This window comes from Bifidobacterium sp. LH_450 (assembly GCF_056356715.1).
This window is the reverse complement of the sequence record NZ_JBKEUU010000002.1, coordinates 104797-118403: the sequence shown is the minus strand read 5'-3', so window position 1 is coordinate 118403 and position 13607 is coordinate 104797. Positions and strand designations below refer to the sequence as shown.

The 13607-nt window shown below is 64.9% G+C and carries 10 protein-coding genes; 1 reads left to right on the top strand and 9 read right to left on the bottom strand.

Annotated elements, in window-relative coordinates:
* The first annotated feature begins 266 nt into the window (after positions 1–266).
* A complete protein-coding gene (gene lacZ / locus AC1AXT_RS03080; protein ID WP_476539089.1) occupies positions 267–3353 on the top strand; it encodes a beta-galactosidase, LacZ type in 3087 nt (1028 codons plus the stop codon).
* Positions 3354–3687: 334 nt separating this feature from the next.
* Here lacZ and AC1AXT_RS03075 read toward each other — a convergent pair whose 3' ends face one another.
* The 9 genes from AC1AXT_RS03075 to AC1AXT_RS03035 form a co-directional block, all read right to left on the bottom strand.
* Entirely contained in the window at positions 3688–4698 is a 1011-nt protein-coding gene (locus AC1AXT_RS03075) for a LacI family DNA-binding transcriptional regulator (RefSeq protein ID WP_476539088.1), read from the bottom strand.
* Between the two features lie 85 nt (positions 4699–4783).
* Positions 4784–5572 carry an ABC transporter ATP-binding protein gene (locus tag AC1AXT_RS03070; protein WP_476539087.1) on the bottom strand — a complete coding sequence of 263 codons (789 nt, stop codon included), beginning with the start codon at positions 5570–5572 and terminating at the stop codon, positions 4784–4786.
* A gap of 58 nt (positions 5573–5630) precedes the next feature.
* Complete coding sequence (locus AC1AXT_RS03065) at positions 5631–6401, bottom strand: ABC transporter ATP-binding protein (RefSeq protein ID WP_476539086.1); 771 nt, start codon at positions 6399–6401, stop codon at positions 5631–5633.
* Complete coding sequence (locus tag AC1AXT_RS03060; RefSeq protein WP_476539085.1) at positions 6377–7318, bottom strand: ABC transporter permease; 942 nt, start codon at positions 7316–7318, stop codon at positions 6377–6379. Before AC1AXT_RS03060 ends, AC1AXT_RS03065 begins: the two co-directional genes overlap by 25 nt.
* Positions 7315–8277 (bottom strand): ABC transporter permease, encoded by a 963-nt coding sequence (locus AC1AXT_RS03055; RefSeq protein ID WP_476539084.1) that lies wholly within the window; start codon positions 8275–8277, stop codon positions 7315–7317. The genes AC1AXT_RS03060 and AC1AXT_RS03055 overlap by 4 nt, the downstream gene beginning before the upstream one ends.
* Positions 8278–8297: 20 nt before the next feature.
* Positions 8298–9938 (bottom strand): ABC transporter substrate-binding protein, encoded by a 1641-nt coding sequence (locus tag AC1AXT_RS03050; protein WP_476539083.1) that lies wholly within the window; start codon positions 9936–9938, stop codon positions 8298–8300.
* A 369-nt stretch (positions 9939–10307) separates the two neighbouring features.
* Positions 10308–10763, bottom strand: a complete 456-nt coding sequence (locus AC1AXT_RS03045; RefSeq protein WP_476539082.1) for a hypothetical protein — start codon at positions 10761–10763, stop codon at positions 10308–10310.
* Positions 10760–11593: a hypothetical protein gene (locus tag AC1AXT_RS03040; protein WP_476539081.1), complete on the bottom strand. Its 834-nt coding sequence runs from the start codon at positions 11591–11593 to the stop codon at positions 10760–10762. The genes AC1AXT_RS03045 and AC1AXT_RS03040 overlap by 4 nt, the downstream gene beginning before the upstream one ends.
* A 27-nt stretch (positions 11594–11620) precedes the next feature.
* Positions 11621–13564: a hypothetical protein gene (locus tag AC1AXT_RS03035; RefSeq protein ID WP_476539080.1), complete on the bottom strand. Its 1944-nt coding sequence runs from the start codon at positions 13562–13564 to the stop codon at positions 11621–11623.
* Positions 13565–13607 lie beyond the last annotated feature (43 nt).

The following is a 13607-nucleotide window of genomic DNA, read 5'->3' as shown; positions in this document are numbered from 1 at the left end:
GTGAGGAGGTTCAGGCGGTTTCTTTGCGATCGTCCGTGACCGTTCGGAAATGAACTTACGTAAATGAGTATATTAATTTACTTCAGTTCAGTAAAATCCAGCATACCTCTTCGGAGTGTCGCAAGGATTCGCAACCGTTTCCCAACCTCCGGAAGAGCGCTTACAGCCTAGGTTTGCGTTCCGGCGTTTCATTAGGTAAGATTTTTAGTAATGCTTTTTACTCTTCATGTCACAACGACGTGATCAGACCAAGGAGAGACTCCGCCATGACACACACCGCCACGCATCCATCCATCCCCCAGCCGCTGCAGGCCGGCCACGCCGACATCGCGTGGATCGACGACCCCGACGTCTTCGCCGTCAACCGGCTGCCCGCCCACGCCTCGCTCGACGGCGCGGCCACGCAATCGCTCGACGGCCGCTGGCAGGTGCGCCTCGCCCGCCGCTGCGGCTGCGGCATCGTGGACGGCTGCGTGCCGCCGTTCGCCGCCGAAGGCGACGACGCCGCATACGCCACCGCCGACGTGCCCGGCCATCTGAACCTGCAGGGCTTCTTCGGGCCCCAGTACGTCAATATCCAGTACCCGTGGGACGGCCACGTCGACGTCGAGGCGCCGGCCACGCCCGACGGCCATGTCGGGCTGTACCGGCGCCGCTTCGACGCCGACGGGGCGATGCTGGACGCCCTGTCGCGCGGCGGCCGCGTGACGCTGACGTTCGACGGCGCGCAGACCGCGATCTACGTGTGGCTCAACGGCGCGTTCGTCGGCTATTCGGAGGATTCGTTCTGCCCGGCGTCGTTCGACGTGACGGACGCCCTCAAGCCAGCCGGCAACCTGCTGGCCGTCGCCTGCTTCGAATACTCGAGCGCCAGCTGGCTGGAAGACCAGGACTACTGGCGCCTGTACGGCCTGTTCCGCAGCGTGAAGCTGACGGCGCTGGAACCGGCGCATGTCGCCGACGTGCGCGCCGTCGCCGACTACGACGCGCCGACCGGCGCCGGCACGCTCGATGTCGCCGTCGACGCCGCGGGAAATCTGGAAGGAGCCACGCTGCAGGCCGCGCTGTTCGACGAAACCGGCAGGGAAATCTGGAGCGAGGAACGCGAAGCGGCCCCCCGCGCGGCGTTCCGGGCTCAGCTGGGCGGCGTGTGGCCGTGGAGCGCGGAGGAACCGACGCGATACCGGCTTGAGATTGCGCTGGCGGCACCCGACGGCACCGTGTCGCGCCGCTCGCTGCACGTCGGCTTCCGGCGGTTCGAGCTGTCCGGCGGCATCATGAAGCTCAACGGCAAGCGGATCGTGTTCAAGGGCGTCGACCGGCACGAGTTCGACGCGGCGCGCGGCCGTGCCGTCACCGAAGAGGACATGCTGTGGGACGTGCGCTTCATGAAGCGGCACAACATCAACGCCGTGCGCACGTCGCACTACCCCAACCAGGAACGCTGGTACGACCTGTGCGACGAATACGGCATCTACGTCATCGACGAAACGAATCTCGAAACGCACGGCACCTGGGCGGCGCCCGGCGACGCCGAAACGCCCGATACCGCCATTCCCGGCAGCCGTCCCGAATGGCGCGACGCCTGCCTTGACCGGCTCGCCTCGATGATACGGCGCGATTTCAACCATCCGAGCGTGCTGCTGTGGTCGCTGGGCAACGAATCGTTCGGCGGCAGCGTGTTCGAGTCGATGGCCGACCTGGCGCGCGAACTGGATCCGCACCGCCTCGTGCATTATGAAGGCGTGTTCCACGACCGCGCCTTCGACCATGTTTCCGACGTGGAGAGCCGCATGTACGCCAAGCCCGACGAAATCGCCTCGTATGTGCAGGGCGACGGGGCCAAGCCGTTCGTGTCGTGCGAATACATGCACGCGATGGGCAATTCAGTCGGCGGCCTGCACCTCTATACGCAGCTGGAACGCTACGAAAAGTACCAGGGCGGCTTCATCTGGGACTTCATCGACCAGGCCCTCTGGCAGCGCGACGGCGCCGGCAACGACGGTTCGGTGCGGCTCGCCTACGGCGGCGACTTCGGCGACCGGCCGCACGACTACGAATTCTCCGGCGACGGCATCGTGTTCGCCGACCGCGCCGTCTCCCCGAAGGCGCAGGAAGTGAAGGCCTGCTATGCGAACGTGAAGCTGGTGCCGGACGCGTGCGGCGTGACGGTGACCAACGGCAACCTGTTCGTTTCGACGGCCAGCTCGGCGTTCCGCGCGCGGCTGCTGGCCGACGGCGAGGAAATCTGGAGCCAGGACCTGCGCTTCGACGTGCCGGCCGGCGCTTCCCGGCGCTTCGACGTGCCGTTCCCGATTCCGGCGCACGCCTGCGACGACGGCGTCGAATACGTCGCCGAAGTCAGCCAGCGGCTCGCCTCGCCGGCCGACTGGGCGCCGGCTGGCTACGAACTGGCGTTCGGCCAGACGGTCGTGGGCCGCGCGCACGTCGCCGAGCCGGCACCCGCACCGGCGGGGCGCATCGCCGACGGCCGGTTCAACGTCGGCATCGCCGGCCCGCTGGGCGAAGCGATGCTCTCGCGCACGCAGGGCGGCCTGGTGTCGTACCACTTCGGAGGCCGCGAGATGGCGCTGCGGGCGCCGCAGCTGCTCACGTTCCGGCCGCTGACCGACAACGACCGCGGCTGCGGTTCCGGCTTCGAGCGCGCACAATGGTTCGGCGCCGGCCGCTACGCGCGGTGCGTCGACGCCACGTTCGCCACGCAGGAGGGGCGGATCGAAGGCACGTACGTCTATGAACTTGCCGAGCCGAACCGCACGCGCGTCACCGTGCGCTACCGCATCGGCGCCGACGGGCGCATGCGGCTGACGGCGACGTACCCCGGCGGCGTCGACGCGCCGTCGCTGCCGGCATTCGGCCTCGAATGGATGCTGCCAGGGCGCTACGAGCGCATCCGGTTCTACGGTCCGGGACCGCAGGAAACGTACCGGGACCGCAACGCGGGGGGCAAGCTGGGCATCTGGCAGTCCACCGCCGCCGAATCGATGGCGCCGTACCTGGTGCCGCAGGAAACCGGCAACCATGAAGGCGTGCGCTGGATGGATGTCACCGACATCGACGGCCACGGCCTGCGCATCGAACGGGCGTCGGCTGCCGGCGGCATCAACGGCGACGGCACGTTCGCGGCGTCGCTGCTGCCCTACGCCACGCTCGACATCGAGCAGGCGCGCCACCAGAACGAGTTGCCGGAGCCCCGCTATTCGTGGCTGCGGCTGTTCGCCGCGCAGATGGGCGTCGGCGGCGACGATTCGTGGGGCGCGCCGGTCCATCGCCAATACCAGATTCCCGCCAGCGAGCCGCTGGCGCTCGATGTCGCCGTCATGCCCCTTTGACGGCGGCCGGGGCAGCGTCGCCCCTGCGTTCCGCGCCTTTTCGCAGTTTTCCGGGCGCGGACACATGGGGCGGCCCGTTTGTCGCAACCCTTGGCGGGCCGCCCTCCCATCTTTTCTTCCCACCTCTACCCCAAAAACCGCTGGAACGTAGGCGGCCTGCTACGTTCCAGTCGCTCACGCGTCCCCACCGACTGGAATGTAGAAGAAATACTACTTTCCAGTCGCTCAGGCTTGGTCAGCAACTGGAAAGTAGTCCGATGGGAACGTTCCAGTCGCTTACGTGCTGTCAGCGACTGGAACGTAGGCGAGGTGGAATGTTCCAGCGAGGCGTTGGCTAGGCGGGGATGAAGCTGGAACGGACTACGAGATTCGTGGAGATGAGCAGATGGTGCCGCACCTCGCGTTTCGTGGAGATCGCCTCCGCGAGCATCCTGATGCCGCTGTCCGCCAGGTCCTGCTGGTCGATGCGGTACGTCGTCAGCGGTGGCGACGTGTACTGGGCGATCGGCTGGTCGTTGACGGAAATCAGCGCAACGTCGCGCGGCACGATGATGCCGGCCGCATTGAATGCCTGCAGCACGCCGACCGCGATGACGTCGGCGGCGCAGATGAACGCGTCCGGCAAGCCGCGGGGCCCAAGCTCGGCGATGATGCGTTCGCCAAGCCGGCGCCCCGTTTCCACATTGAACGTGCCGTCGATGAACATGTAGCCGTCGGTATCGAGGCCCAGGCGCGGCGCCCAGTTCTCGAACGCCACGTGGCGCACGTCATCCGGATAGTCGTGCGTGCCCATGATGCGCCCCAGTCCCCCGATGTAGCCGATGCGCCGCATGCCTGCCTTCCTGCATTCGTCCAGCGCGTCGAGCACCGTCTGCGACAGGTCGGGCTGGACCGAGTCGAAGAGGCTGGGCGCCGGGTTGATGTCGAGGAACACGCCGAACGGCAGCGCCTTCTTGAGATCGATCAGGTCGTCCTGCGTGATGAGCTCCGCGCCGACGACGATGAAGCCGTCATACAGCTCGGCGTCGGCGATGAGGTCGGCCACCGCATGGTAGAACGTGTATTCCATGCGCTGCTTCGTGGCGCAGCGTTCGACGATGTCGCGCAGCGAGCTGAAGTACTCGTCCTGCACGTGGTCGCCGGGGTTGATGATGTCGAGGATGGCGATGCGCCTGGGCATCGTGACGTGCTTGGCCTGCACGGCGTAGCCGAGCGCCTCGCTCGTTTCGATGATCTTGCGGCGCGTTTCCTCGCGGACGCTCAGCGTGGGGTCCCCATTGAGCAGGCGCGACACGGTGGCCGGCGAAAAGCCCGATTCCCTCGCGATGTCCTTGATGGTGACCATCCATTCCCCTTCCCGGCGTTCATTGCCGTTGGCGCCAACAATCTTGGTAAAAATTTTACTAAGATTGAGGATTTTCCGCTACCGCCTAGAGCGTGGCGGCCCGTACCAGCGTTTTCGTATACGGCTCGCGCGGGTCGGCAAGCACCTGCGCCGCCGTTCCCCGCTCGACGACGCAGCCATCCTGCATGACGATAATGGTATCGGCGATATGCTGCACGACGCCCAGATCGTGCGACACCATCACGATCGCCGTTTCGGGGCGCGCCTCGCGGATCGCCTCGAACGCTTCGAGGATCTGGATGCGGGCCGCCACGTCGACGGCGCTCATCGGCTCGTCGGCCAGCAGCAGCGCCGGAGACGTCACGATAGCGCGGGCGATGGCGACGCGCTGGGCCTGGCCGCCAGACATGTCGCACGGATACCGCCCGAAGAAATCGGCAGGAGGCAACGCCATCAGCTCCAGCGCCTGCGCCACCCGTGCGGCCACCTGCCCGGATTCCAGCGAACGCTCGCGCAGCCGCAGCGGTTCGGCCACCGACTGCCCCGCCGTCCAGCGCGGGTCAAGCGAATCGAACGGATTCTGCGTGACGATGCCGCTGGCGTCGCGCAGGCGCCCCAGCGCAGCGCGGCCTTCCTTGCCGGCGAGCGAACGCCCTTCGAACGCCACGTCGCCGCCATCCGCGTCGTCAAGCCCGAACAGGATGCGCGAGGCGGTCGTCTTGCCGGAGCCGGATTCCCCGATGATCGCCAGGCATTCGCCGGCATGGACCCCGATATCGACGCCATGAAGCACTTCGGCGCGCTTGCGCCCGCGCCCATAGGATTTGCGCAGCCCGGTGCCTGCAAGCACCGCAACCGACTCCGTCATCGGCATCCTCCCCTTGTATAGGTTGTATAGGCCGTCGTCTTTCACGCCCCGGCCGGTCGGCATATCAGCGCGTCAGCGTCAGCGCGCGTGCGGCGTCCACCAGTTCGCGGGCCGCCGCGCTTTCAGGACGCTCCAGCAGCGCGGACGTAGCCCCATGCTCGACGATATGCCCGCGCTGCAGCACGTAGGTGGCCGTGGTGGCATGGGCGAGCACCGAGAAATCATGGGTGATGAACAGCATCGAGGCACCCAGGCCATCGACGAGCGAAACGAGCAGGTCGACGATCTGGCGCTGCGTCGTGGAGTCCAACGCCGTCGTCGGCTCGTCGGCGATGATGAGCCGCGGGGACGTCACCAGGGCCGTGGCGATGGCGACGCGCTGCTGCTGGCCGCCGGAAAGCGCCAGCACGGGCCGCGAAGCCAGCGCCGCATCCAGCCCGACGCGCTGCAGCATGGCCGCTACGCGTTCGCTGCGTTCCGTTTTCGTCAGGTCGTAGTGCAGCTTGAGCGGCAAGGCGATTTGCTGGCCCACCGTCAGCACCGGGTTGAGCGCCGAACGCGGGTTCTGGAATACCATGCCGATGGCCGCCCCGCGCAGCTGCGCCATGTCCGCGTCGGACAGCCCCAGCAGCGGCTGGCCGTCCATCGTGACGCTGCCGGCCACCGTGAACGTATCCGGCAGCAGCCCGGCGATGCTGCGGGCGATCATCGACTTGCCCGAACCCGACGAGCCAATCAGCCCGACGCGTTCGCCGTCGCCAATCGCCATCGTCACGCCGTCGACGATGGCATGGCCGCCGTGGCCGACAGTCAGTCCGTCGACGCGAAGTCCCATGCGCTTCCCTCCTTTGCGGGCTGCTCCCGCAGTCGCGGATTCGCCAGCGGATCGCACGCGTCGCGCAGGCAGTCCCCGAACAGGTTGATGGCCAGCACGGCCAGCGTCGCCGCCAGTCCGATCCACAGCACCGTCGCCGGGTAGGCGGTGATGAATTTCGCCGACGTCGCCAGCGAATGCCCCCAGCTTGGCGTGCCGGAAGGCACCCCGACCCCCAGATAGGTCAGCCCTGCCTCGGCCAGCACCGACGTGCCGGCCGCCAGCGACAGCTGTACCGTCATGACCGGCCGGATATTGCCCAGCACATGGCGCCGGAAGATATAGGAGAAGGACGCGCCGGCATGCCGCGAAACCTGTGCGTACTGGCTGTTGGCGGCCAGCAGGGCCGCCGGCCGGGCGACGCGCGCAAGATTGAGGCCGTAGCTCAATCCGCAGGCGGCGACGATGACCCAGATCGACGCGCCGAAGGGCACGGCCAGCATCAGCGCGACCAGTATCGTCGGTATCGAGATGAGCGCGTCGACGCCGACGACCGCCGCATGCGCCCCCAGCGACGACCCGGCGTTGGCCGACAGGCGCGGCCCCCGCGCCAGCATCGCCGCAATCAGCAGCGTGCCGATCAGCGTGGCCACCGCCGCGGAGAGCAGCGCAATGAGCAGATTGGTAGCGGAGCCGGCCATCAGCCAGCTGAACACGTCGGCGCCGGTGCCGTCGGTGCCGAGCCAGTGCGCGGACGAGGGCGACGACCATACGTTGAAGCCGTCGGTATCCCACAGCGAGCGCGGCGTCCATACGAGCGACACGAGCGCCACGAGCACCCACAGGCCCAGCACGATCATGGAGAACTTGCCGGTGCCTTTGCGCCAGATCGACGCGATGACGATGCCGGCGCGACGCATATGCTTGTTCAGGTTCATGCCGCACGCTCCAGCCTGGGGTCGAGCAGGCGATGCGCGACGTCGACGGCGAACCCGATGACCAGGAAGAACGCCGCCAGCAGGAACAGCTCGCTCTGCACGGCGATGAGGTCGCGCTGGCCGATGTCGTTGACCAGGCCGGTGCCGATGCCGGGAAGCGCGAACAGGTTCTCGATGACCATGACGCCCGTGATCATTTCCGCGAACGTCAGGCCGACGACGGATACCAGCTGCGGCATCGCCAGGCGCAGCCCTGTCGTCAGCATCGCGCGATGGCGCGTCATGCCGCATGCCATCGCCAGCGCGATGACGTCGCCACTGCCTTCCACCTCCAGCAACGCCGAACGGGTGTAGCGCATGATCGACGCGCCGACGATCAGCCCGGTGGCCAGGGCCGGCAGCAGCAGGCTGGCCAGTGCGCCGGAGCAATCGCCCGACCACCCTTCCAGCGGGAATCCCTGCGAGGGAAGGATGCCGAACAGGCCCACGCCGCGCCCCAGCAGCATGATGAGCAGCAGCCCGGCCCACAATGCCGGAACCGCTCCGCCGATGATGGCGAGCGCATGCAGCGTCGAACGCACCCAGCGACGCCGGGCCAGTACGGCGGCGCAGCCCAGCGGCACGCCGACGGCAAGCGCCACGAGCAGCCCCAGCACGATGAGCGGGAACGTCACGCTGGCGCGGGACGCCACCGTGGAGGCGATTGGCTGGCCGGTGAGCATCGACGAGCCGAAGTCGCCGGTCAGCAAGCCGCGAATCCAGTCGGCATACTGCGCCGCCAGCGGTTCATTGAGGCCGAGTTCATCCCGCAGCGCCGCAACGCGCTGCGGGGAGGCGTTGATGCCGGCCATGACGGAAGCAACGTCGCCGGGCAGCACGCGGATCGCCGCGAACACGACGATGGATACGACGGCGAGCGCAAGCAGGAGCAGCGCAAGCCGCTGCAGGATGAATCTCATAGAGGCTGCCTTTCCTCCCCTCAGGCGACGTAGACGACGTTGTAGAGCGGGAGCACCGTCTGGTTCATGTTCACCGGGAAGCCGGAAACGCCGGCGTTCATCGCCGTCGTGATGCGGTAGTTGAACAGCCAGTCGCATACGGCGTCTTCGGAAACGAGGCGCGCGGCCTTCGCCAGCAGCGCTTCGCTTTCCTCCTGGCCGGCGCTCGAAAGCGCCTGTTCGGTCAGCTTGCGCACGTCGCCGCTATGGTCGCCCGTGTAGTTGAAGTAGTAGTCGGGGCGCGAGAAGTTGACGAAGTCGTGGCTCTCGTTGTGGTCGACGAGCGAGAGGTCGTAGTCCTTGTCGGTGTAGACCTGCTGCAGCCAGGTGGAGAACTCGACGACGTTGACGGTCAGGTCGATGTTCGCCTTCTTCAGCTGCGAACGCAGCTGGTCGCCGATTTCGGTGCCGTACGTGTTCGCGTAGGTCAGCGTGAGCCTGAGCGGGTTGCCTTCGTCGTAGCCGGCATCGGCGAGCAGTTCCTTCGCCTTGTCGAGGTCGTACGGGTACAGGCCGGTCAGGTCCTCGTAGCCCGGGTCGAGCGAGGGAATCGGGCCGCCGAGCGCCACGTCGGTGCCGCCGCGGGAGGCGATGAGCTCGTCGTGGTTGATGGCGTAGCGGATGGCCTGGCGCACCTTGATGTCGCCGGTCGCGGCGCCCTTGCCGTTGTTCATGGCGAGCACGTACTTGTCGGTGCCGTCGCCCGTCTTGACGACGTAGGCGTCGTCGTTCTCAAACTGGCTGGCGAGCGACGCGTTGATCGGCGCCAGCACCTGCACGTCGCCGGCGCTCAGCGCGTTGACGGCGGCGTTGTCGTCGGCGTAGTACTTGAGCACGACGGTGCCGGTCTGCGCCTTGTTGTCGCCCCAGTAGGAGCCGTTGGCCTTGAGGACGACCGAATCGTTCTCGTTGAACTGCCCGATGGCGTACGGGCCGGAGCCCAGCGCGTCCGTCTTCAGGTCGGTCGCCGTCGACGCGTCCTTCTCGACCTTGCTGTCGAACACGAGGCCCGGGCGTCCGGTGAGCACCCACAGCAGTTCGGCGTAGGGCTCGCTGAGCGTGACGACCACCGTGTGGGAGTCGGGCGCGCTGACCGACTTGAAGTGCTCAAGCTGGTCGTAGTCGGCATACTGGTTGTCGATCAGGCTCTGGATCGACCAGGCGGCATCGTCGGCGGTCACCGGATCGCCGTTCGAGAACGTCGCGTTTTCATGCAGGTCGAACGTGTAGGTCAGGCCGTCGTCGCTGACCGTCCAGCTTTTGGCGAGCGCCGGCACCACTTCGTTCGACTCGTTCTTCGCCACGAGCCCTTCATAGACGTTGCCGATGAGCACCTGGTCGATGGCCGATCCGGCCGTGGAACGGATATCGAGATTGGTGGGCGCGAGCTTCAGGCCGATCGTCACCGTATCCTGCCGGCTTACGGCTTCGGCGCTGCGCTTGGGGGCCAGCCACGCCACGGCGAACGCCACGACGAGCGCCACGACGACGACCGCTGCGATCCAGCCTTTCGGCACGCCCTTCTTCGGTCCTTTCGCGCGCGAGGCGAGCGACTGGTCCAGCGTCGCTCCCGCTGCGCGGGCATCGGCATTGAGTTTCCCCGGTTCCTTCTCTTCTGTCATCCTGCGATATTCTCCAGCCACGCTGGCGCGGGGCCCGCGCCGCAATGCCGGCGTCGACGGCCCCTGGCCATGCGCAATACAGATGGTTATGGTTACGGCTCACCGCCATCGAGGTCGGCTGCCAGCTATCGAGTATAGCCCGCACCCCCGCCGTACGGAACCGATTCGCTGCTGAGCATCGCCCGCATCCTCCAGCTGGCCGACCCCCTCGTGGGCGCCGTCGACCCCTATACGACGGACCTTGGCCGCATCCGCGCCAACCAGGTCCTCCCCCAGCGCGTCCGCCACGCGCAATCTAAGAAATCAGAAGCAATCGTTTAGGCCGCTTCAACATTCCCACTGGCAGGAACGCAAGTCCACCCGCGGATTTCAGTCTTCCATCGTGACGTTGATATAGATACGCAGATAGTCTCCCAGTTTTTCAGCGTAGAGCAGTTCTCCGAACACGCGTTTGCCGGCATCCATCAGCCGCGCGATGATCTCGTTCTCATGCGCCCGCAGGAAACCCAGCGACCGTTCGCCAAGAAAGACCTCCACGGTCCACCGATCGGCGATATCGTTCGGACGGCGCCGGAAAACCAGCTTCGCTCTGGACGGCGTTTCATTGACGAGCGGTTCCAGCTCGGCTGGATCGTAGGGGTCCGGCCTGTGCGGATCACGAAATCCGCGGTTCGCTACCAGATACGTCCGTTCAATCAGAAGAATCTCCTGTCCGTACGGCTGGGGCACCGCACCTCCTGCCATGAGATTCGCAAGCGCCACCGCGCCCTCGCCGGCGGAAAAATTCTCGAATGACAGGAGTTCCCTGGAAGCATCATCGGTCATAGCTGCCCTTTCTTCAGTTCCGCGATTCGCCGGCGGTAATGGTCGCGGCGCTTTTCATACGCGTCGATGGCGGCTTTAAGGTCCGCGGTCCGCTCCGCAATCCACGTCGGATCCTGCAGATTCTTGCGGTACAGCAGCGGAGGGACGCCCATCAGTTCAGCCGTACGCGTCGCCATCGCCTGCAGGCGCCCATGAATGATGTCGATTTCATGCGCAAGCTCATCGTTGGAAAACGTCTGGTAATCCGGATCCTCGGCTTGGCTCGCCGTCAGCACCGCCAGTGATTCCAGCGCATTCAGGTCGCCGTTCGCGAGCGCCGCCTGCGCAATCCGATAGTATTCCGCCCGCTGCCGGTCGCCAGGATGCAAATCGGGATGCAGCCTGCGCGCAAGGGATCGGAAAAGCTTATTCAGCTTCTTGGTATCTGCGGCATTGAGATAATGCGCATGGGCGCGTTTGTCAAGCAACGATGTAAGTTCCGACTGCTGCTTTTCGACGGATTGCAGCCATTCGCGGTACTCGCCAGCCAGTTGCGCTTCGACTGCGTCCAGATGGCTGCCATCCAGCGCTTCGCCTACGTTGACGAGCTGCTGAAGCAACGTAAACCGTCGTTTAGCCTGGGCTGCTTCCAGAGACACCTCTAGCAGCCTCGTTTCCCATACGCCGATTTTCGTCGCGTAATCAGCCTTGACTTGTGGCAACGTCTGCTGCATCAGCTGATCATAGGCAGCGACGGAATCCGCGAGTTCCTCGCGCAGCCTCGCAAGCGTTCCAGTCAACGCCTGACGCGTTGCGTTCTCTCCGGCATTCCCGTGACCGCTATCGTCCATGTCGCCCCCTCACCGCTTTTCTTCATCCTAAAAGATTTGCTTCATATCTTCCACGCCGTTCTGCGCTTCAGCCAGCAACTGGTCGAACATGTCAAGGCCGGACCGCACCGTCTGTTCGAGCCCGCGAACCGCCGTCTCATACCATCGAAGAGCCGCCTTGGCATCCGGCTTTTCATCCGAAGTCCCGGCGGCCGCCATTTCGCCAAGCCTGAGGGCTGCCGACCCCCAAATCCGCGGGTTCCGCTGCACGACGGCGATATCATAGGCGCGCCGTAGCCAGTCGCGCGCTGAGAAATCGGAAGCGGGCTCATCTGAGCTCCGTCCTTCCTCCAGCACGTAGGAATCTTCCTTGAACTCCGGGTGCTTGCGCAATGTCTCGGCGTACGCCAGGCATCCTTCGGCGACACCCTCGCCAGCAGCACGGCGAAAACAGGCGGCCGCACGAATCGGAAGGGGCGGCTTTGGCGGCGCGGAGTAGAATTGCCGCCCCCATGCCGTATCGCTTTGCGGGGACCAATCGAAAGCGGAGCGGAAGTATTTGCCTTCCGCGCGATCATAGGCATAGAGATATCCCAAGCAAAGCCATGCCCATGCGCAGCCGCGGCCAGCCGCATGCCGGAACAGGATTTCCGCAGCACGAAAACTGTCGATTCTCTCTTGCCGTCGCTCCGGTTGCGTAAAGCGGACGCCATCGAAATAGTAGTCGGCCGCCCAAGCCATCGCGTCCTCGCCTTCCGGGTCGGAAACATCGACTTCGTCGGTGCTGTCGCCGTCGCTGTACATATCGTGGTAGCAGGCAATGCCAAACGGAGCATCGGAAGCATGGCCCCAGTCTGCAACGACTCCGGTATGCTCGATGCATGCCGCCGGATACTGCCAGATGCGGTCGCGCCCGATGACGCGGCCCTGCTGCCAAACAGGAATGGTGATGAAGAGAGATGGCAACACAGGACCGATTATCGGGTCGTCATGCTTGAAGTACCAGCCTCCAGCAAGTTCAAGGACGGGGATATCGTCGTGGGCATTGACGAGGCGCGGCGTCGGAGTGCCGGAATGTTCCGGATCCGATGGGGGCTGGAAACGGTCGAAGTCTCCGATTTCATGCCGCAGCCCATTAGGATAGGCAACCGGTTCCTCCGGATGGCCACCAAGCCAGCGCATATCATGGACGGCTCCAGCAACATCGAAGAGCGGGTCTGCATCCGGGAAAGGCGTTGCCTTGGCCTTGTCGACTAATGCCTTGCGCTCCTTGGCCTTCCGTTCTTTCTGTCGCCGTTCCCTTTCCTGCCTGTCATGTTCCCGCTCCTCACGATGGAGTTCATGGTAGCGATTCCGCGCAGTGTCCCATAAGCTCTCCTCGCTGCATGCAGCATAAATCGCCATCGTACGGTAGTCATGCCTTTCCAACGCCTCGGCGGCCGGCGTATACAGGTCGGTCCTATAGGAAAAGGAATCTTGGAGCACAGCGGCATCCCCCTCGCCTTCCTGGCTGGATTCGGCATCGTATTCGCGACGGAACATCGTGGTTTGCAGGAGGTGGGCGACACCGTTTTCAATATGGATCTTGTCCTCATCCGACAGTTGCGCAAGGAAGTCTTCAGGGGAAGTCTGCATAGCCGCAATGGCAAGGCGAAGCAGGTGCAATTCTTCCTTCACGCCGCGATAATAGGGGATGTACCGGTTCGCCAGGATTTCTTCATCGCGCTCAAGAGAGGACGCCGTGTCCTCCCCTTGGCTAACGTCATGTTCCAGACCGCCGAGAATGCGGCGTACTTCCTTGATTTCAAAGCCAAAGAGCTTGGGCAGCGTTCTCCAGCGAATGGTCTTTATTTTGGCGCCGAATGCGATTCTGGGATCATCGGATTCCTTGAGCAAGCTTATGCGTCCAAGCGCTTCGCTGACTGGCTTGGTCAGGTTCTCGAGATTGTCAAGATGCTGCCGGTAGGCCGCAATGAGCTGGTTCCTATCCATGGTCTCATACTAGGTGGCTGCGCATCAAAGAGGAAATAGCGGC

Excerpts from the sequence above, each read along its gene's own strand:
- AC1AXT_RS03035 (WP_476539080.1), bottom strand. The coding sequence starts at position 13,564 with ATGGATAGGAACCAGCTCATTGCGGCCTACCGGCAGCATCTTGACAAT.
- AC1AXT_RS03070 (WP_476539087.1), bottom strand. The coding sequence starts at position 5,572 with ATGCCGATGACGGAGTCGGTTGCGGTGCTTGCAGGCACCGGGCTGCGC.
- AC1AXT_RS03065 (WP_476539086.1), bottom strand. The coding sequence starts at position 6,401 with ATGGGACTTCGCGTCGACGGACTGACTGTCGGCCACGGCGGCCATGCC.
- lacZ (WP_476539089.1), top strand. The coding sequence starts at position 267 with ATGACACACACCGCCACGCATCCATCCATCCCCCAGCCGCTGCAGGCC.
- AC1AXT_RS03075 (WP_476539088.1), bottom strand. The coding sequence starts at position 4,698 with ATGGTCACCATCAAGGACATCGCGAGGGAATCGGGCTTTTCGCCGGCC.
- AC1AXT_RS03045 (WP_476539082.1), bottom strand. The coding sequence starts at position 10,763 with ATGACCGATGATGCTTCCAGGGAACTCCTGTCATTCGAGAATTTTTCC.
- AC1AXT_RS03040 (WP_476539081.1), bottom strand. The coding sequence starts at position 11,593 with ATGGACGATAGCGGTCACGGGAATGCCGGAGAGAACGCAACGCGTCAG.
- AC1AXT_RS03060 (WP_476539085.1), bottom strand. The coding sequence starts at position 7,318 with ATGAACCTGAACAAGCATATGCGTCGCGCCGGCATCGTCATCGCGTCG.
- AC1AXT_RS03055 (WP_476539084.1), bottom strand. The coding sequence starts at position 8,277 with ATGAGATTCATCCTGCAGCGGCTTGCGCTGCTCCTGCTTGCGCTCGCC.
- AC1AXT_RS03050 (WP_476539083.1), bottom strand. The coding sequence starts at position 9,938 with ATGACAGAAGAGAAGGAACCGGGGAAACTCAATGCCGATGCCCGCGCA.